This window comes from Sphingomonas naasensis (genome assembly GCF_004792695.1).
Lineage (GTDB): Bacteria > Pseudomonadota > Alphaproteobacteria > Sphingomonadales > Sphingomonadaceae > Sphingomonas > Sphingomonas naasensis.
In genome coordinates, this window is sequence record NZ_SRXU01000009.1 from 1 (window position 1) to 18,494 (window position 18,494).

Consider the following 18,494-nt stretch of genomic DNA (forward strand, 5'->3'; position numbering starts at 1 on the left):
GCGGGGGCGGCGGCGCGCGGCGCCTCGAGCGCCGTGCTGCGCGCCGCTGCGGGCGCTGTGGGTGTCGCCACGGGAGCAGGCCGGGGTTGGGGCGCGGGAGCCGGTGCGGACCGGTCCGTGGCTGCCGCGGCGCGGGTGGTGAGATCGAGGACGGCGGGCGCCTGATACCAGCTGTGCTTGCAGCTCGCGCATCGCACGGTCCGGCCTTCCTGCCCGATCGCGCTGTCCGGAACGAGGTACCGCGTACGGCACTGACTACATTCGAGGATCATCTGAAGCGTCCCACCCACCCGGTATTGCCCACTGACCGAGCGTGGCGATTCTAGCTGTAACGAATCGGCCCCACAAGAGTCTCGCTGACGCCACGCCGCCATCGCTTGAGCCGGGCGGCCGGCTGTGCGATGCGAGGCCATCGCGATGCAAGGAGCGGCCGGCGCCGGCGAATGGCCAATATCGTTCAGTTCGAGAATGTCGGCTTGCGCTATGGCACGGGTTCCGAGACGCTCTCGGACGTCAGCTTCACGCTCAAGAGCGGATCCTTCTATTTCCTGACCGGCCCCTCGGGCGCGGGCAAGACGTCGTTGCTCAAGCTGCTCTACCTCGCCCAGCGGCCGACCCGCGGGGTGATCCGGCTGTTCGGCGAGGATGCCGGCGCGCTGCCGCGCCAACGCCTGCCCGGCTTCCGCCGCCGCATCGGCGTCGTCTTCCAGGACTTCCGGCTGGTCCCGCATCTCTCGGCCTATGACAATATCGCGCTGCCGCTGCGCGTCGCCGGGGTGCAGGAGAGCGACATCGCGGCGCCGGTGCGCGAGATGCTCGCCTGGGTCGGCCTCACCGATCGCGGCCGCGATCGGCCGCCGACGCTGTCGGGCGGCGAACAGCAGCGCATCGCGATCGCCCGCGCGGTCATCGCCCGCCCCGAACTGCTCGTCGCCGACGAGCCGACCGGCAACGTCGATCCCGAAATGGCCGAGCGCCTGCTCTATCTGTTCGAATCGCTCAACCGGCTCGGCACCACCGTGGTGATGGCGACCCACGACCTTCATTTGCTCCAGCGCATCCAGAGCGCCCAGCTGATGCGGCTCGAGCATGGCCGGCTGAGCGATCCGACCGGGGCGCTGCGCAACCCGCCGGGCCAGTCATGATCCTCGGACTGCACCCCCATGCGCCCGAACGCCGGCTGCTCGACGAGGGCACGCCGACGCGCGCGATGACGTGGATCATGGCGATCATGCTGTTCCTCACCGTGCTCGCCGGCGCGCTGGGGCTGGGCATGTTCGCAGCCACCGCGCAGCTCGACCGCGAGCTTTCGGGACGGCTCACCGTGCAGATCGTCGAGCCGATCGCGAGCCTGCGCGACGGCCAGGCCGGCGCGATGGTGGCGGCGCTCGGCAAGGTCCGCGGGGTGACGCAGGTCCGCGAGGTCGATCGCGCGCATCTCGCCGAGCTGCTCAAGCCGTGGCTCGGCGATGCCGGACTCGATCCCGAGCTGCCGATGCCGGCGATGATCGACGTCGAGGCGCCGGGCGCCGACATCGCCGCGATCGAGGCGGCGGCCCGGCGGATCGCGCCGGGCGCGCGGGTCGACCGGCACGCCCAATGGCTCTCACCGGTGCGCGGCTTCATGGCGACGATGAGCTGGCTCGCGGTCGCGCTGATGCTGCTGATTGCCGGCGCCACCGCGGCGGTGGTGCTGCTCGTCGCGCGCGCGGGACTGGACACGCATCGCGACACGATCGATGTGCTCCACATGCTCGGCTCCACCGACCTCCAGATCGCCCGGCTGTTCCAGCGGCGCATCGCCTTCGACACGCTGCTCGGCGGACTCGCCGGCACCGCGGCGGCGCTGCTGCTCGTCTGGTTCCTGCAGGGCCGGCTGAGCGCGGTCGGATCGGAGATGCTCGGCGGAGTCGCGCTCCAGCAACGCGACTGGTTCCTGCTGCTGCTCCTGCCGCTCGCCTTCGCGCTGCTGGCGACGCTCGCCGCGCGGATCGCGGTGCTGCGCACCCTGGGGAAGCGGCTATGATCTGGCGCATCTGCCTGTTGTTGCTCGTCGCCTGGGCGCTCGGCTTCGCCTTCTTCCTGCTGTCGCTCGGCAAGCCGCTCGACAACCGCAAGACCGACGCGATCGTCGTGCTCACCGGCGGCGGCGGGCGGATCGACCGCGGGCTCGCGGTGCTCCGTGCCGGCGATGCCAGGCGGATGCTGGTGAGCGGCGTCGACCCCGATGTCCGCCCGGTCGAGCTCGCGGTGCAGTTCCGCATAGACCGGCGGCTGATGGCGTGCTGCATCGATCTGGGCTGGCAGGCGGTCGACACGCGCTCGAACGCCGACGAGACCGCCAAATGGGTGCGCGAGCATGGCTTCAAATCGGTGCGGCTGGTGACCACCGACTGGCACATGCCGCGGGCGCGGATGGAACTGGCCAGCGCGCTCGGCGGCGATGCCGAAGTGATCGGCGATGCGGTGCGCAGCGGCGCCGGCAGCCCGGGCTGGCGCGTGCTGTTCCGCGAATATCACAAATATCTGGTCCGCCGGATTGCGCTGTGGGTGGGCGCGGGCTGATGACGGCGTTGCGCACGCTGCTGTTCCGAACCGTCTTTTTCGGGCTTTCGGTGCCGATCGTGCTGATCGCGCCGGTGGTGGCGCTGTTCGGCCAGCGTGCCTTTCGCGGCTGGGTGGTATTCTGGACGCGCTTTCATGCGTGGTGCGCGCGCTACCTGATGGGGATCCGAGTACGCGTGGAGGGCGCCCCGCTCGCCACGCCCGCGCTCTATGCCGCGAAGCACCAGTCGTTCTTCGAGACGTTCGAGCTGGTCCGCATGCTCGGTGCGCCGACCGTGGTGATGCGCCAGGAGTTCGCGCGAATTCCGGTGTGGGGCTGGGCGGCGCGACGCTATGGCGTCATCATCATCGACCGCAGCGGCTCTGCCAACGCGCTCCGCCAGATGATGCGCGAGGCCAGGGCCGCAGGCGAGGAAGGCCGGTCGGTGATCCTGTTCCCCGAAGGGACGAGGTCCGAGATGGGCGAGGCGCCACCGGTGCAGGCGGGGCTGGCCGGGCTCTATCGCGCGGTCGGGCTGCCGGCGGTGCCGGTCGCGCTCGACACCGCACGCGTGTGGCCCAAGCACGGGCCGATGCAATCCGGCGTGGTGACGTTCCGGTTCGGCGCGCCGATCCCCGCGGGGCTCAAGCGCGAGGAAGTCGAGGCCCGCGTCCACCGCGAGATCAACGCACTCAACGCGAACATGCAGGCGTAGTGAAGGGCTCCGCCCGATCATGGGGTTCCCTGTCTGGCCTCGGCCTGCTCGCCCTCTGCGCCGTGGCGCTGCTCGAATACGCTTTCTCCGGTGGCTATTCGCCAGCGCGGCCCTTCGACGCTGCGGCGTGGCGGCAAGTGGCGACGTCGGATAATCACGTTCGCCTGACGATGGTCGACCAGCTTGTCGAAAGCGGCCAACTCGATGGATTGATCCGACCGCAGGTGCTCGAGTTGCTGGGCCCGCCGGACGGAGGACCGTATTTTCGCGATTGGGACTTCGTGTACTGGCTCGGTCCCGAGCGCGGTTTTATGAGCATCGATTCAGAGTGGCTCGTTCTCCGGATGGGCTCGGATGGGCGCGTTTCGGAATATCGCGTGGTGCGCGACTGACCTTTCCGCATTCCCCCATAGCCGTCTAGTCGTGCGCGCGGCCGAAATCAGGACGGGCATCGTCCTGACCCGAATCGATGATCGAGCGGCGCACCGCGCGGGTGCGGCTGAACAGCTCGAACAATTCGTCGCCCTTGCCCCAGCGGATCGCGCGCTGGAGCGCGGTGAGATCCTCGGAGAAGCGCTGGAGCATGTCGAGCACCGCCTCGCGATTGGCGAGGAACACGTCGCGCCACATCGTCGGGTCCGAGGCGGCGATGCGGGTGAAATCGCGGAAGCCACCGGCCGAATATTTGATCACTTCGGAGCTGGTGACTTCCTCCATGTCCGACGCGGTGCCGACGATCGTATAGGCGATGAGGTGCGGCAAATGGCTGGTGACCGCGAGCACGCGATCGTGGTGCGCCGGCTCCATCGTCTCGACCTCGGCGCCGAGCCGCCGCCAGAATTCGAGGACCCGCTCGATTGCGAGCGCGTCGGTTCCCTCGGGCGGGGTGACGATGCACCAGCGATGATGGAAGAGCGAGGCGAAGCCCGCCTCGGGGCCGCTATTCTCGGTCCCCGCCACCGGATGCGCGGGGACGAAGGCCGCGTTGGGCAGCGCGCCGCGGACCGCCTCGATCACGCTTTCCTTGCACGAGCCGACATCGCTGACGATCGCATCGGCGGGGAGATCGGCGGCGATCTCGGCCGCCGCCTGCCCCATCGCGCCGACGGGGACGCAGAGCACGACCAGATCGGCATCGATCACCGCGGTGCCGGCGGTGTCGGCGATGTCGTCGCACAGATCGATCCGCACCGCGGTCTCGCGCACCGCCGGATCCCGGTCGTACCCGGTGACGCGCACGCTCGGCATGTGCTGGCGCACCGCGCGCGCGATCGACGAGCCGATCAGCCCGAGCCCGATGACGGTCACGCGCGCGAAGGGCAGCATCAGGCGCCCACGATCGCGCGGATCGCCGCCGCGACGCCCTGGATCTCGTCTTCGGTGCCGATGGTGATGCGCAGCCCGTGCGGTAGCCCCTGCCCGGGCAGCCAGCGAACGATATAGCCCTGCGCCATCAGCGCCTTGTACGCTGCCTCGGCGCTGACATCGCCTTCGAACAGGACGAGCTGGAAATTGGCCTTGGACGGAACCGCGCGCAGCCCCTTGTTGCCCATCGCCTCGATCTGGCCGGCGAACCAGGCGCGCCATTCGCGATTGTGCGTGTAGCTGCGCGCGACGAACGCATGATCGCCGAGCGCCGCCACCGCCGCCTTTTGCGCGGCGGTGCTGAAGTTGAACGGCGCGCGGATGCGATGCATCGCGTCGATCATCTCGGGCGCGCCATAGCCCCAGCCGACCCGCTCCGAGGCGAGCCCGAAAATCTTCGAGAAGGTGCGCGTGACCAGCACGTTCTTCGTCGTGCGCGCCAGATCGAGCCCGCCGTCATCGTCCTCGGGATCGAGATATTCGGTATAGGCCTGGTCGAGCACGAGGAGCACATGCTCGGGCAGCGCGGCGTGCAGCCGGGCGATCTCGGCGCGCGGCGTGTAGGTGCCGGTCGGATTGTTCGGATTGGCGATGAAGATCAGCTTGGTGCGATCGGTGACGCAGGCGAGGATCGCATCGACATCCGTGGCGTAATCCTTGTCGGGCGCGATCACCGGAGTGGCGCCGACGCGGCGGGCGGCGATGTCGTAGACCGCAAAGCCATAGCGGACATAGATGACTTCGTCGCCGACCCCGGCATAGGCGCCGGCGGCGAGGTGCAGCACTTCGTCCGAGCCGGTGCCGTAGATGATCCGCGCCGGATCGAGATCGTAATGCGCCCCGATCGCTTCGCGCAGCGCGGCGGCGCTGGCGTCGGGATAGCGCTCGAGCTGCGCCGCGGCGGCGGCGAAGGCGTCGCGCGCGACCTGCGGGGTGCCGAACGGGTTCTCGTTCGAGGAGAGCTTCACGGCCTTGGCACCGGAATCGGTGGTCGACCGCCCCGGCACATAGGGGGCGATCTCCATGACCCAGCGATTGGGAACGGGTGCAGTCATGGTCGCGCGGCTTGGCGGAATGGCCCGGTAATGGCAAGCTCCGCTTGGGCAAGACAGGAGGGGGCGATGCGGGGAAGCAACACCGTGTGGCGGGCTCTGGCGGTGGCGCGGGCGCGCAACGCCGCGGCGGCGGGCGAAGCCATGCCAATCCCGGGCGCGCCGGGACCGACGCGACGCGCGCTGATCAAGGGCATCGCCGCGGCGGGGATGGCATCGGCGCTGCCGCGCCCGGCGCACGCCTTTGCCGGCGGACGGGTGGCGATCGTCGGCGGCGGCATCGCCGGGCTGAGCGCGCTCCACCATCTCCGCGAGGCGGGAATCGACGCGCATGTCTATGAAGGGCGCAGCCGCACCGGCGGGCGGATGTTCACCCATCGGCCGGCGAACGGCCCGTGGTTCGAAGTGGGCGGGCAGCTGGTCAACACCGACCATGACGACATGCACAAGCTCTGCGCGCGCTTCGGGGTGAAGCTGGTCGACCGCAAGGCCGAGCCGCACCGGACGCTGATCCTCGGCGACGGCCGGCTGCTCGGCGAAGCCGAGCTCGCCGAGGCGCTGCGCCCGATCGCGGCGCAGATCGACCGGGATTCGGCGCGGCTCGACAAGGATTTCGACCGCGTCGCCGCCGAGATCGACCGGATGTCGATCGCCGGCTATCTCGACAAGCATCGCGGCCTGATCGGCAAACCTTGGATCCGCGAACTGCTGGAGGCGACCAGCCGCACCGAATATGGCGTCGAGCCCGAGCATGCCTCGGCGGTCGAGCTGGTGTTCAACCTGCCGACGGTGAAGGGCCACCGCATCGAAGTGCTCGGCGAATCCGACGAGCGCTTCGTGATGGAGGGCGGCAGCTCGAGCCTGATCGAGGCGATGACCGCACATTATGCCGACCGCATCACCACCGGGAAACGACTGGCGCGCGTCGAATCGGCGCACGGTGGCGTGCGGCTCGGCTTTCACGACGGCTCGATCGAGGCGGCCGAGACGGTGATCGTCGCGGTGCCCGCGCCGTTGCTTCGCCAGATCGACTGGCGGGTGCCGTTGCCGCCGGTGTGGCGCGCCTTCATCGCCGAGATGGCGCTGGGGCATAACGAAAAGGTGCAGGCCGCGACCGCGACCACGCCATGGAAGCCGGCGATGGGGGTGGGCGGCGAACTCTGGCAGACCAAAGCCGAGGCCGGCTGGGCGCTCGGCTGGGACGGCAGCGTCCACCGCGCCGGCGACGTGGTCGCGCCGGTCTGGACATGGTTCCTCGGCGGCGACGAAGTGACGCGGACCGCGGCCGAGGCGCCCTCGGCGTCGTCCGCGCGCTATGCCGCCAGCGCGGCGCCGGCGATTCCCGGGCTCGAGGCGGCGGCGGGACCGTTCGCGCGGACCAACTGGCATGCGCAGGCGCTAACGCTCGGCGCCTATGTCAATTTCCGCCCCGGCCAGGTGACGCGCTTCGCCCGGCTGCTCTGCGTCGATTCGGATGATCTCGCCGAACGGCATGTGCCCTCGGCGGGACGGATCTTCTTCGCCGGCGAGCATCTGTCCGAGGCCTATCCCGGCTATATGAACGGCGGGGCGGAGACCGGGCGGGTCGTCGCCGAGGCGATCAGCGGCAGGCGCCGCCTCGAGCGCGCGGCCTAGGCGGTCTCCGGGCCGGCAATTCCGCAAGATCGGGACCGCGCCCACGCCGCGAATGGCTATGCTCCGCGGACCGGGACTGGAAGGGGACGCGGACATGGATCGCTGGATCGCGCGGATGGAGCGCGCGCTGAACTTGCTGGCGTCGCGCCTCGACGACCCGCCCGGGCTCGCGGAGCTCGCCGCCGCCGCCCATATCTCGCCGTTCCATTTCCACCGCATCTGGCGGGCGATGACCGGCGAGCCGCTCGGCCAGACGATCGCGCGGCTGCGGATCGCGGCATCGCAGGAGCGTCTCGCGGCGGGCGGAGCGACGGTCACCGCGGTGGCGATGGATGGCGGCTTCGGCACCCCGCAGAGCTTCGCGCGCGCCTTTCGCCGCGTCACCGGGCTGACGCCGACTCAGTTCGTGTCGCGCGGCGCGGACCCGATCAACGTCGCCGCTCGTGAGGGCGTGCCCGTCCGGATCGAATGGCGCGCGGAGGGGCAATTGGTCGCGCTCCGGCAGGACGGCGGCGCCTATCGCGAACTCAACGCGCTGTTCTGGCAATTGTGGAACTGGGCCGAGAGCGAAGGGCGGCTCGACGGCCTGCAGGGCATTTACGGCATCCCGCTCGACGATCCGCTCAGCGTCCCCGAGGACCGGTTGCGCTTCGACGCCTGTCTCGCGCTCGCCGATCCCGGTAGGCCGCCGGCACCGCTGCGGCGTCTGGCGTTCGACGCGGGCGAATTTGCGGTGCTGCGCCATATCGGCAGCTATGACGCGCTCGAAGATGCCGATCAGCGGCTGATCGACTGGCTTCTGGCCGGCGACCGGATGCCGGCCGACATGCCGTTGTTCCACCATTTCCTCGATGATCCCGAGGAAGTGCCGGCGGCGCAGCTGCGCACGGACATCCTGTTGCGGCTCGATCCGGAGGGTGGACGATGATCCTCGCACTGGCGCTGGCGCTGACCGGCGCCCCCGAGCCGGCGCCGCTTGCGGTGGTGGCGGCGATGTTCGACGCGTTCAACCGCCACGACGCGGCGGCGATGGCGAAGCTATACGCGGCGGATGTGCGGCTGACCTCCTCCGATTTCTGCCACCCGCGGGGACGCGCGGACGTCGAGCGCACCTACCGCGCGCTGTTCGCCGAATTTCCCGACATCCGCGATGAGGTGGCGCAGATGGTTGCGGAAGGCGACCGTGTCGCGGTCCGCTTCACCGCGGTCAGCCGCAAGGCGGGGATGCGCCTGCCGATCCAGACGATGCTCCGCGTCCGCGCGGGGCTGATCGTCGAGGACGATACGCTATTCGATACCGGCGGGCGGCCCTGCCAGCCCTGACGCCGGAGTGCATCGAAGCGCGACGCGTTATTGCCTCCCCGCTTCGCACCCCCTAACCGGTCCCCATGCTCGACGACGCGCGTTTTGGCCTGAGCCGCACCGCCACGCTCCCCGGGCCGCTCCGGCTCGACGGCGGCGTGCTGCTGTCGCCGGTCGACATCGCCTATGAGACCTATGGCGATCTCGCCCCCGATGCCGGCAATGCGATCCTCGTCTGCCACGCGCTGACCGGCGACCATCATGTCGCGTCCGAGCATCCGGTGACCGGCAAGCCGGGCTGGTGGGCGCGGATGGTGGGGCCGGGCAAGCCAATCGACACCGACCGCTATTTCGTGATCTGCGTCAATGTGCTGGGCTCGTGTCTCGGCTCGTCGGGGCCGGCCAGCGTCAATCCCGCGACCGGCAAGCTCTGGGCAATGGCGTTTCCGGTGATCACCATCCGCGACATGGTGCGCGCGCAGGCGATGCTGCTCGACCATCTCGGCATCGCGAAGCTGTTCGCGGCGGTCGGCGGATCGATGGGCGGGATGCAGGCGCTGAGCTGGGCGGCGACCTTTCCCGAGCGCGTGGCATCGGCGGTGGTGATCGCCAGCGCGGCGCGGCACTCCGCCCAGAACATCGCCTTTCACGAAGTCGGGCGGCAGGCGATCATGGCCGATCATCGCTGGCGCGGCGGCGACTATTATGCCGACAACGATCCCCCATCCTCGGGGCTGGCGGTGGCGCGGATGGCGGCGCACATCACCTATCTCTCCGAGGCCGGGCTCACCGCCAAATTCGGGCGCAAGCTGCAGAGCCGGGACGCCAAGACCTTCGGGTTCGACGCCGATTTCCAGGTCGAGAGCTATCTCCGGCACCAGGGGCTGAGCTTCGTCGACCGGTTCGACGCCAACTCGTATCTCTACATCACCCGCGCGCTCGACTATTTCGATCTCGCCGAGGAGCATGGCGGCACGCTCGCCAATGCGTTCAAGCGTGGCGACACGCGCTTCTGCCTCGTCAGCTTCGACACCGACTGGCTCTATCCGACCAGCGAATCGCGGACAATCGTCCATGCGCTCAACGCCGCGGGGGCGCCGGTGAGCTTCGTCGAGCTGAAGTCCCCCTTCGGGCACGACGCGTTCCTGCTCGAAAGCCCCGAGCTTGATCGGGTGATCACCGGCTTTCTCGGCGCGGGGGAGCGCTGATGGCGACCCGGCTGTCCTTCGACCGCGCCGAGCAGCAGATCGAGGTGATCCACGGTTATCTCAGCCGCTCCTACTGGGCCGAGGGGATCCCGCGCGCCACCGTCGAGAAGGCGGTCGCCAACAGCCTTTGCGTCGGCGCGTTCGACGGCGCGGCGCAGATCGGATTCGCCCGGCTGATCACCGATCGCGCGACCTTCGCCTATCTCGCCGATGTGTTCGTCCTCGAAAGCCATCGCGGGCAGGGCGTCGCGCGGGCGATGCTCGAGGCGCTCGACGCGCATCCCGAGCTGCAGGGGCTGCGGCGCTGGGCGCTGTTCACCCGCGACATGCAGCCGCTCTATGCGCGGCTCGGCTGGGAGGCCTATCCGCATCCCGATCGGCTGATGGTCCGCGACATTCCGGATATCTACACGCGATGAGTGCCCATTCGAGTGATACGCCCCCGGCGTTGCGCCCCGACCTCGCGATCATCGCGCGCAACGTCCAGCCGGTGACACGCGTCCTCGATGTCGGCTGCGGCGATGGCGCGCTTATGGCGGCGCTGCGCGACCAGCGCGGCTGCGACGCGCGCGGGCTCGAGCTCGATCCGGCGGACGTCGCCGCGGCGATGGCGCGCGGATTGTCGGTGGTGCAGGGCGACGCCGATACCGACCTCGTCGACTATCCCGACGACAGCTTCGACTACGCCATCCTCAGCCAGACGCTGCAGACGACGCGGCGGCCCGACGAGGTGCTCGACCAGCTGCTGCGGATCGGACGTCGGGCCTTCGTCTCCTTCCCCAATTTCGCGCATTGGCGGGTGCGTGCGTCGCTGCTGTTCGGCGGACGGATGCCGGTGACTCGGCTGCTGCCGGTGGCGTGGTACGCGACGCCCAACATCCACCATGTCACCGTCGACGATTTCCGCGCGCTGGTGAAGGCGCGGGGGATCCATGTCGAGGAAAGCTGGTTCCTGTCGGGCGACCAGCGCACCGGCTCGGCCTTCGCCAACGTCTTCGCCGAGCATGCGGTGTTCCTGTTGCGGAAGGATCGATGAGCGCGCGCACGATCCTGTCGGTCCATCCGGCGTATCGCGACGATATCGGCGATCTCGTCACCCGGCGGCCGCTGCCCGGGCCGGGCGTCGACCATGTGGGGGCGTTCCTGTTCCTCAACCATCACGGCCCGCAGACCTATCCGCCAGACAATCGCGGTCTGCCGTTCGGCCCGCACCCCCATCGCGGCTTCGAGACGGTCACCTTCATCCTCGAAGGCGAACTCGCGCATACCGATTCGGCGGGGCACGAGAGCGTGATCCGCGCGGACGGGATGCAGTGGATGACCGCGGGGCGCGGGATCGTCCATTCCGAGGTCTCGCCGGCGGGCTTCAAGCGCGACGGCGGGCCGATGGAAATCCTCCAGCTGTGGCTCAACCTGCCCGCGCGGCTCAAGATGACCGCGCCGCGCTATATCGGGCTGCAGGGCGAGGGGATTCCGGCGATCGCGGCGGACGGCGCGACGGTGAATCTGATCGCCGGCACATGGCAGGGCCGGCAAGGCCCGGTCGAATCGCTGACCGGCACGATGCTCTGCTGGGTCGCGGCACAGCCGGACGCGGCCGTGACCTTCGAGGGCCTTACCGGGCGCGACGTCTTCCTCTACGCGGCGCGCGGGAATATCGAAGTCGCCCGTCGGCAGGTACCGCAATTCCATCTCGCGCAATTGAGCGACGGCGAGACAGTGACGATCACGACCGCCGAACCCGCGCTGTTCCTGTTCGGCCATTCCGCACCGATCGACGAGCCGATCGTCGCGCACGGGCCGTTCGTGATGAACAGCATCGAGGAGATCCGGCAGGCGTTCGCCGATTACCAGGCGGGCAAGTTCGGGATCGCGGAGATCGTCGAGGGGTAGCTCAACCCAAATCCTCCCTCGCGAAGCGGGGGAGGGGGACCATGCGAAGCTGGTGGAGTGGGGCTCTCCACCGGCGATGTCACTTGGGGAAAGGCCCCCTCCGTCGCCTTCGGCGCCACCTACCCCGCTGCGCGAGGGAGGATCAAAAACTAGACTCCGCTGCCCCAGTTGACCGTGGCGCGGGTGCCGCCGTTCATCGGCTCGACGACGATCATCAGACTGCGCTTCGATTGCTCGCCCGCGGAATAGCTGGTCGGGGTCGACAGGCGCTGGCCGAGGCCCGAGGCATTGGCCTGCTCGCGCGACCAGCCGAGCACCTTGGCAGGCGCTTCCCGCACCCAATAGACGATCGAGCCGCTGACATGGCGCGGCTGGCCATCGGCGCTCGACACGCAAGTGGTGACCCGCGCGTCGTCATAGACCGGCACGAAATCGGGCTTGTTCGAGCAATCGGCCGCGGCGGTGATCGCCGCGGGCTTGCCCTCGGCCGCCGCGGCGGCGACATTCTGGCCGGTGGGATCGCGTGTCGTCTCGGTCGAGACTCCGTCGCCACAGGCGCCGGCGAGAAAAGCAATCGTCAGGACGAGATGGCGCATCGGAACTCCCTTTTGGAGGTTCAACGATGCGCCGCCGCGCGGGTTGCTCAGAACGGCACGTCGTCGTCGAGATCGTCCGGGAAGCCACCGCCGAAACCGCCGCTGGCGCCACCGCCGCTGCGCTGGCCGCCGCTGTTGAAGTTGCCGCCGCCGCTACCGCCCCGACTCGACGACTGGCCCGAGAATTCGTCGCCGCCGGCGCCCCAATCCTCGCCGCCGCCGCTGCTGCGGCCCGCGCCGCCGCCCTGGCCCGGCGCGCCGTCGAGCATGGTCAACACCGAGTTGAAGCCCTGGAGGACAATCTCGGTCGAATAGCGGTCATTGCCCTGCTGATCCTGCCATTTGCGGGTGGTCAGCGCACCTTCGATATAGACCTTGCTGCCCTTGCGCAGAAAGCGCTCGGCGACGTTGGCGAGGCCTTCGTTGAACACCTTGACGGTGTGCCACTCGGTCTTTTCCTTGCGCTCGCCCGAATTGCGGTCCTTCCAGCTCTCCGACGTGGCGATGCGCAGCTCGACCACCTTGCCGCCATTCTGGAACGAGCGCGATTCCGGGTCGCGGCCGAGATTGCCGACCAGAATGACCTTGTTGACGCTGCCGGCCATGGAAACTCCGCTTTCAAACCTGTAGGAAATATCCAGGACGATATGGCCGATATCATCAACCTGAACAAGGCGAGGAAGGCCCGCGCGCGCGCCGGCAAGACGGTTCGTGCACAGGAAAATCGCGTGCGCTTTGGACGCACGAAGGCGGAGAAGCAGGCCGATGCGGCCGAGACGGCGAAACTGGATCGCCTGCTCGACGATTCGAAGCGGGACTGATCAAAAGATCCTCCCCCGCTGCGCGAGGGAGGATTTTAAAGCCCCAGCGCCACGGCGCTCCAATAGGTGATTCCCGCCGCGACATAGGCGAGCACGAACAGATAGCCGATCATGAAGGCGGGCCAGCGCCAGCCATTGGTCTCGCGCCGCGCCACCGCGATCGTCGAGATGCATTGCGGGGCGAAGACGAACCACATCAGAAAGGCAAGCGCGGTGGGCAGCGTCCAGCGGTTGCGCAGATTCTCGGTGATCGTCGCCTCGCCCTGCGCGTCCTCGGGATTGTCGACCGCATAGACCGTGCCGATCGCCGCCACCGCCGCCTCGCGCGCCGCCATTGCGGGGAGCAGCGCCAGCGCGATGTCGTGATTGAAGCCGATCGGCTTGACCACGACCTCGATCCCGCTCGCGATTCGGCCGGCGATCGAATATTCGCTCTGCTTCATCCCGGCAGGCGCCTGCGGGAAGGTGGCGAGCAGCCAGAGGATCGCCACCGTGGCGGCAATGGTGGTGCCGGCGCGCTTGAGGAAGATCTCGGCGCGTTGCCACAGCCCGAGCGCGACGTCGCGCAGGCGCGGCAGCTGATATTTGGGCATCTCCATCATGAAGCCCGAGGTCGCGCCCCTGGTGACGGTGCGGCGGAGCACCAACGCCGCGCAAAAGGCGCCGACGATGCCGAGGATGTAGAGCGCGAACAGCACGAAGCCCTGCAGGCCGATCCCCGGCACCAGACTGCGCTCGGGGATCAGCGCGCCGATGATGATCGTGTAGACCGGCAGCCGCGCCGAGCAGGTCATCAGCGGCGCGATCAGGATCGTGGTGAGCCGGTCCTTCTCGTCGGCGATCGTGCGCGTCGCCATGATTCCGGGGACGGCGCAGGCGAAGCTGGACAGCAAGGGAATGAAGGCGCGACCGGACAGCCCGACACTCGCCATCACCCGGTCCATCAGCATCGCGGCGCGGACCATATAGCCCGTCGCCTCGAGCACGAGGATGAAGGCGAACAGGATCAGGATCTGCGGCAGGAAGACGACGACCGCGCCGACACCGGCGATCAGCCCCTGCACGAGGAAATCGCGCAGGAAGCCGGCGGGCAGCGCGCCGGCGACGCTGTCCGACAGCCACGCCATGCCGGTCTCGATCCAGCCCATCGGCGCCTCGGCCCAGGCGAAGACCGACTGGAACATCACGAACATCAGCGCGAGCAGCAGGATCGGTCCGGCGACCGGATGGAGCACGACCGCGTCGAGCCGGTGCGTCCAGCGGCGCGCCGCGGTCTCCGACACGGTGACCGCGGTGGCGATCTGGCGGGCGCGGCGCTGGAGCACGACGATGTCGTGCTGGACGCCGGCGCCCGGACGCACGCTATGGATGCCCCGCACCACCTCGCCGAGCCGATCCTTGAGCGCGTCGAGCCCGCGCTTGCGCACCGCGACGGTGGACACCACGGGCACGCCGAGCTCGCGCTCGAGCGCCTCGGGATCGAGCTTGAGCCCGTCGCGCTCGGCAAGATCGACCATGTTGAGCGCGACGACGATCGGCAAACCCAGCGCGATCAGCTGGAGCGTGAAGCGGAGATGATTGTCAAGGTTCGACGCATCGACCACGGTGATGATCGCATCGGGCAGCCGCTCGCCCGTCTGGCGGCCGACGAGCACGTCGCGCGTCACCTGCTCGTCGGGCGAGGAGGGATCGAGGCTGTAGGCGCCGGGCAGATCGAGCAGCTCGACCGGGCGGCCATCGGGCAGCGCCATCCGCCCGGCGTGACGCTCGACGGTGACGCCGGGATAGTTGCCGACCTTCTGGCGCGCGCCGGTCAGCGCGTTGAACAGCGCGCTCTTGCCGGCATTGGGGTTGCCGACCAACGCAACCAGCGGGGCCTGGTTCATCGACCGGGTTTCGGCGAAACGTGAATCGCGGCGGCGACATGGCGGCGCAGCGCCACGGTCATGCGGCCGATCCGGCAGGCGACGGGACCGCGGCCGAGCAGGCCCGCGCGGTGGAGCATCTCGACCTCGACGCCCTCGTCGAGCCCGAGCTCGCGCAGGCGACGACCTTCGGGCTCGGAGAGCAGGTTCCAGTCGACGGCCGCGACCGTGCCGGGCTTATGACGAGGCAATTGGGCAAGCCGGACGGGCTGGGGAATCGCAGCGGCGACGTTCATGCTGCGAGTCATTATCAATAACCGGGCGCGGGCGCTAGTAGGGGTTATGCGGAAGCGTCAAACCACCGGGTAGCGCAGCCGCCCGATGAAGCGCGACAGGCTGGGGCGGTGCGACGTACGGGCGAGAAAGCCGGCCTTGGCCTTCTCGAACTTCATGATGCCCTCGATCCGGCGGCCGAGGAACGCGCGGGTATCGGCATGGCCCTCGCTTTCGTCCTGGAGGAACACCGCGATCGTCGCGGCATAGATCGAGCCGAGCAGGCCACGCTTGGTGTAGTGATTATAGTCGGTCGCGGTGTCGCCGGCGAGGCGCCACATGACATCGGCGGAGCGCCAGCCGAGCTTCGCGGCGCGCACTGCGTTCTGCGGCATGGCGAGGATCGCCGCGGCGCGGCGCAGCGCCTCGCGATTGCCGGCGAGGATATCGAGCCGGGCCTCGACCAGCGCGGTGATCCGCGCGCGAATCTTCATTGCGGCGAGCTGCTCGGGCGTGAAGCGCGCGGTCATGTCGCGGTCGACGCTGGCGAACCACGCATCGATCATCGTCATAGCGCCGCCCTTGAAGGCAAGCCGGGCGACGTCGTGATCGACGCCGCGCGCATCGGCGGCGACGATCAGCGCGGACTCGTTCCAGCCATCGAACGCGGCATTCGCGGCGACCGCGGGGGCGAGCGCGTCGCGCAGTTCGTCGAGCGTGGCGTCTGCGAGATCCATCATGCCGATTTAGGCTCCCCGTCGGGGGACGCAACCCGCTCCGGCTTGCCGCCGCCGCGGACCAGCACCAGCGCGAGCGCGACGAAGACCGCGCCGACCGCATCGGCCGCGGCCAGCCGCTCGTCGAACACCACCCAGCCGAGTGCCGCGCCGACGATCGGCTGGATCAGCAAGCCGATGCCGATGACGAGCGGCGTGAGGTGCCCCAACGCATAGATCATGCAGCCCTGCCCGATCAGCTGGCTCACCACCGCCATCGCGAGCAGCGGCCACCAGCTGTGCGGCCAGATCTGCTCGCCCAGACCCAAGGCGAGCAGGAGCAGCGGCGGGATCGAGGCGAGCGAGGAGAGCGCCAGCGCCGGGACCGGGGCGAGCCGCGCGCGCACCCGCGTCATCAGGATGAAGTAGAGCGCATAGAGCACCCCGGCGAGCAGGCAGAACAGGTCGCCGGCGAGGTTGCGGGTCGACAGGCTCGCCGAACGCCCCATCAGCAGCGCCGCGCCGACCGCCGCCAGCGCGAGCGCGAGCGCCTGCATGCGCGACGGCCACATCCGCGCGGCGACGAAGCCGTAGATCGGGAAGATCAGCACCGCGCAATTGCCGAACAAGGTCGAATTGGCGAGCGTGGTGTAGCCGATGCCGACGTGCCAGCTCGCCAGATCGGCGGCGAACGCGACCCCCGCCAGCGCGAGCACGCCCCATAGCCCGCGCGACGCGCCGAACGGCCGATCGCCCATCGCCATCGCGGTGCCGAGCAGCATCGGCGTCGCCAGCGCGATCCGCCAGAACCCCGCCGCGACCGGCCCGACGTCCGCGACGCGGACGAACAGCGGGCCGAAGGCGAGCGCGACATTCGCGATCACCAGCGCGGCGAGCGCCATCGTGGCGTGGCTATCGACGCGGGTAGTTTTCCTTGGGGCAAGGGCTTCCTGCATAGCGCCCTGTAGCGCCCTATCTGGCGCGGACCACAACAAAGGGTTTCTTCCCCCATGCCCAGCCTGTTCGATCCGATCCAGCTCGGCGCGATCCGCGCACCCAACCGCATTCTGATGGCGCCGCTGACTCGCGGCCGTGCCACCCGCGACCATGTGCCGACGCCGATCATGGCCGAATATTATCGCCAGCGCGCGGGCGCGGGGCTGATCCTCTCCGAAGCCACCGGGATCAGCCAGCAGGGGCTCGGCTGGGCCTATGCGCCCGGGCTGTGGAGCGACGAACAGGTCGAGGCGTGGAAGCCGGTGGTCGCCGCGGTGCACGAAGCCGGCGGCCGGATCGCCGCGCAGCTCTGGCACATGGGCCGGCTGGTCCATTCGGACTTTCTCGGCGGCGAGCCCCCGGTATCGTCGTCGGCGACCACCGCGCCGGGCACCGTGCGCACCTATCCCGCCGAGGCGAGCGGCGAGATCAAGCGGCCCTATACCGAGGCGCGGCCCCTGCGCACCGACGAGATCCCCGGCATCCTCGACGATTATGCCCGCGCCGCGGCCAATGCGCTCCGCGCGGGCTTCGACGGGGTGCAGATCCATGCCGCCAATGGCTATCTGATCGACCAGTTCCTGCGCGACAATTCGAACTTCCGCGACGACGGCTATGGCGGGTCGATCGACAATCGCGTGCGGCTGCTCCGCGAAGTGACCCAGCGCGTGGTCGACACCGTCGGCGGCGATCGCACCGGGGTGCGGCTTTCGCCCAATGGCGAGGTGCAGGGCGTCAACGACAGCAATCCGCACGCGCTGTTCGAGGCCGCCGCGGCGGCGCTCGACGATATCGGCATCGGCTTTCTCGAGATGCGCGAGCCGCGGCCGGGCGGGACGCGCGGGCTGCCCGATCATCCGCCGGTGCATCCGGTGATGCGGAAAGTGTTCAGCGGCCCGCTCGCGCTCAACGCCGATTATCACGCCGACGACGCACAGGCGGCGCTCGACGCGGGCGAGGCCGATGCGATCGCGTTCGGCCGCACCTTCCTCGCCAATCCGGACCTGCCCGAGCGGCTGGCGGAGAAGCTGCCGCTCAATCCGCAGCGCGAGGAGCTGTTCTACATCGGCGGGGCCGAGGGCTATACCGACTATCCGCGCTGGGAAGCGGGTCAGGCGGCCTGATCGAGCCCGTCGAGCCAGCTTGTGCTGCCGGCCCGGAGCTGCGCGCGCAGCTTCGGGCCGGCGACCAGCGCGACGACGAGGAACACCGCGAGCGGCCAGAACAGGAAGCTCAGCCCGACGAGCATCGCCACCGCGATCGCGATCCCCCAGCGCAGATTGAGCAACCGGGCGCGGGTGGCATAGTTGATCCGGATCGCGCGCGGGGCCTTGTCGTCATACCAGCGCCGGGTGACGAGGACGTCCGAGTCGATCCCGGCACCGCTTTGCTTGCGCGAAGGCGACGACGGCGCTGGCGCGCGCACCACCGGCGCGCCGGTCCGCGTGTCGATCACTTCGAGCCGGCGCCCGCGCTCCACCACCTTGTAGCGGGAGGGCGGCGGGCGCATCG

General features: G+C 69.3%; 24 protein-coding genes. 14 read left to right on the plus strand and 10 right to left on the minus strand.

Annotation, left to right across the window (positions count from 1 at the left end; all coding sequences use genetic code 11):
* On the minus strand, positions 1-290 hold a 290-nt coding region (locus E5A74_RS17575; RefSeq protein ID WP_420822506.1), incomplete at its 3' end, for an MJ0042-type zinc finger domain-containing protein.
* A gap of 153 nt (positions 291-443) precedes the next feature.
* On the opposite strand from E5A74_RS17575, the gene ftsE reads away from it, so the two are divergent.
* The 5 genes from ftsE (at position 444) to E5A74_RS17600 (ending at position 3,652) form a co-directional block, all read left to right on the plus strand.
* Positions 444-1,145, plus strand: a complete 702-nt coding sequence (gene ftsE / locus E5A74_RS17580) for a cell division ATP-binding protein FtsE (protein WP_135986943.1) — start codon at positions 444-446, stop codon at positions 1,143-1,145.
* Positions 1,142-2,026, plus strand: coding sequence for a cell division protein FtsX (locus tag E5A74_RS17585; protein ID WP_135986944.1), 885 nt, complete (start codon positions 1,142-1,144; stop codon positions 2,024-2,026). The genes ftsE and E5A74_RS17585 overlap by 4 nt, the downstream gene beginning before the upstream one ends.
* Positions 2,023-2,565, plus strand: a complete 543-nt coding sequence (locus E5A74_RS17590; protein ID WP_135986945.1) for a YdcF family protein — start codon at positions 2,023-2,025, stop codon at positions 2,563-2,565. Before E5A74_RS17585 ends, E5A74_RS17590 begins: the two co-directional genes overlap by 4 nt.
* On the plus strand, positions 2,565-3,260 hold the full coding sequence (locus E5A74_RS17595) for a lysophospholipid acyltransferase family protein (RefSeq protein ID WP_135986946.1): 696 nt from the start codon (positions 2,565-2,567) through the stop codon (positions 3,258-3,260). The genes E5A74_RS17590 and E5A74_RS17595 overlap by 1 nt, the downstream gene beginning before the upstream one ends.
* 62 nt (positions 3,261-3,322) lie before the next feature.
* On the plus strand, positions 3,323-3,652 hold the full coding sequence (locus E5A74_RS17600) for a hypothetical protein (RefSeq protein WP_135986947.1): 330 nt from the start codon (positions 3,323-3,325) through the stop codon (positions 3,650-3,652).
* Between the two features lie 25 nt (positions 3,653-3,677).
* Here E5A74_RS17600 and E5A74_RS17605 read toward each other — a convergent pair whose 3' ends face one another.
* Both E5A74_RS17605 and hisC read right to left on the minus strand, forming a co-directional pair.
* A complete protein-coding gene (locus tag E5A74_RS17605) occupies positions 3,678-4,586 on the minus strand; it encodes a prephenate/arogenate dehydrogenase family protein (RefSeq protein WP_135986948.1) in 909 nt (302 codons plus the stop codon).
* The gene (hisC, locus tag E5A74_RS17610; RefSeq protein WP_135986949.1) at positions 4,586-5,680 is read right to left on the minus strand and encodes a histidinol-phosphate transaminase; all 1,095 of its coding nucleotides are present in this window, start codon (positions 5,678-5,680) and stop codon (positions 4,586-4,588) included. The genes E5A74_RS17605 and hisC overlap by 1 nt, the downstream gene beginning before the upstream one ends.
* A 66-nt stretch (positions 5,681-5,746) precedes the next feature.
* Between hisC and E5A74_RS17615 the strand changes: the two genes are divergently transcribed.
* The 7 genes from E5A74_RS17615 (at position 5,747) to E5A74_RS17645 (ending at position 11,715) form a co-directional block, all read left to right on the plus strand.
* On the plus strand, positions 5,747-7,312 hold the full coding sequence (locus tag E5A74_RS17615; RefSeq protein WP_135986950.1) for a flavin monoamine oxidase family protein: 1,566 nt from the start codon (positions 5,747-5,749) through the stop codon (positions 7,310-7,312).
* Positions 7,313-7,406: 94 nt separating this feature from the next.
* A complete protein-coding gene (locus E5A74_RS17620; RefSeq protein ID WP_166745741.1) occupies positions 7,407-8,240 on the plus strand; it encodes an AraC family transcriptional regulator in 834 nt (277 codons plus the stop codon).
* Entirely contained in the window at positions 8,237-8,635 is a 399-nt protein-coding gene (locus E5A74_RS17625) for a nuclear transport factor 2 family protein (RefSeq protein ID WP_135986952.1), read from the plus strand. The genes E5A74_RS17620 and E5A74_RS17625 overlap by 4 nt, the downstream gene beginning before the upstream one ends.
* 65 nt (positions 8,636-8,700) lie before the next feature.
* A complete protein-coding gene (gene metX / locus E5A74_RS17630; RefSeq protein WP_135986953.1) occupies positions 8,701-9,822 on the plus strand; it encodes a homoserine O-acetyltransferase MetX in 1,122 nt (373 codons plus the stop codon).
* The gene (locus E5A74_RS17635) at positions 9,822-10,241 is read left to right on the plus strand and encodes a GNAT family N-acetyltransferase (RefSeq protein ID WP_135986954.1); all 420 of its coding nucleotides are present in this window, start codon (positions 9,822-9,824) and stop codon (positions 10,239-10,241) included. Before metX ends, E5A74_RS17635 begins: the two co-directional genes overlap by 1 nt.
* On the plus strand, positions 10,238-10,858 hold the full coding sequence (metW, locus tag E5A74_RS17640; RefSeq protein WP_135986955.1) for a methionine biosynthesis protein MetW: 621 nt from the start codon (positions 10,238-10,240) through the stop codon (positions 10,856-10,858). Before E5A74_RS17635 ends, metW begins: the two co-directional genes overlap by 4 nt.
* Positions 10,855-11,715 carry a pirin family protein gene (locus tag E5A74_RS17645; RefSeq protein ID WP_135986956.1) on the plus strand — a complete coding sequence of 287 codons (861 nt, stop codon included), beginning with the start codon at positions 10,855-10,857 and terminating at the stop codon, positions 11,713-11,715. Before metW ends, E5A74_RS17645 begins: the two co-directional genes overlap by 4 nt.
* A 149-nt stretch (positions 11,716-11,864) precedes the next feature.
* Here the strand turns inward: E5A74_RS17645 and E5A74_RS17650 are convergent, their stop codons facing one another.
* Together E5A74_RS17650 and ssb are read right to left on the minus strand one after the other, a co-directional pair.
* Positions 11,865-12,311, minus strand: coding sequence for a hypothetical protein (locus E5A74_RS17650; protein WP_135986957.1), 447 nt, complete (start codon positions 12,309-12,311; stop codon positions 11,865-11,867).
* A gap of 47 nt (positions 12,312-12,358) precedes the next feature.
* Positions 12,359-12,916: a single-stranded DNA-binding protein gene (gene ssb, locus E5A74_RS17655; protein WP_135986958.1), complete on the minus strand. Its 558-nt coding sequence runs from the start codon at positions 12,914-12,916 to the stop codon at positions 12,359-12,361.
* A 42-nt stretch (positions 12,917-12,958) separates the two neighbouring features.
* On the opposite strand from ssb, the gene E5A74_RS17660 reads away from it, so the two are divergent.
* Positions 12,959-13,132, plus strand: a complete 174-nt coding sequence (locus E5A74_RS17660; RefSeq protein WP_135986959.1) for a DUF4169 family protein — start codon at positions 12,959-12,961, stop codon at positions 13,130-13,132.
* Positions 13,133-13,167: 35 nt separating this feature from the next.
* Here E5A74_RS17660 and feoB read toward each other — a convergent pair whose 3' ends face one another.
* The 4 genes from feoB to E5A74_RS17680 are packed head-to-tail and all read right to left on the minus strand — an operon-like array spanning position 13,168 to position 16,888.
* Entirely contained in the window at positions 13,168-15,018 is a 1,851-nt protein-coding gene (gene feoB / locus E5A74_RS17665; RefSeq protein WP_135986960.1) for a ferrous iron transporter B, read from the minus strand.
* Positions 15,015-15,293: a FeoA family protein gene (locus tag E5A74_RS17670; protein WP_135987107.1), complete on the minus strand. Its 279-nt coding sequence runs from the start codon at positions 15,291-15,293 to the stop codon at positions 15,015-15,017. The genes feoB and E5A74_RS17670 overlap by 4 nt, the downstream gene beginning before the upstream one ends.
* Positions 15,294-15,350: 57 nt before the next feature.
* Positions 15,351-16,007 (minus strand): COQ9 family protein, encoded by a 657-nt coding sequence (locus E5A74_RS17675; protein WP_135987108.1) that lies wholly within the window; start codon positions 16,005-16,007, stop codon positions 15,351-15,353.
* The gene (locus E5A74_RS17680) at positions 16,007-16,888 is read right to left on the minus strand and encodes a DMT family transporter (RefSeq protein ID WP_240699871.1); all 882 of its coding nucleotides are present in this window, start codon (positions 16,886-16,888) and stop codon (positions 16,007-16,009) included. The genes E5A74_RS17675 and E5A74_RS17680 overlap by 1 nt, the downstream gene beginning before the upstream one ends.
* A 108-nt stretch (positions 16,889-16,996) precedes the next feature.
* Between E5A74_RS17680 and E5A74_RS17685 the strand changes: the two genes are divergently transcribed.
* Positions 16,997-18,106: an alkene reductase gene (locus tag E5A74_RS17685; RefSeq protein ID WP_135986962.1), complete on the plus strand. Its 1,110-nt coding sequence runs from the start codon at positions 16,997-16,999 to the stop codon at positions 18,104-18,106.
* Here the strand turns inward: E5A74_RS17685 and E5A74_RS17690 are convergent.
* On the minus strand, positions 18,094-18,492 hold the full coding sequence (locus E5A74_RS17690; RefSeq protein ID WP_135986963.1) for a hypothetical protein: 399 nt from the start codon (positions 18,490-18,492) through the stop codon (positions 18,094-18,096). The two genes, E5A74_RS17685 and E5A74_RS17690, sit on opposite strands and share 13 nt — an antisense overlap.
* Between the last annotated feature and the right edge of the window lie 2 nt (positions 18,493-18,494).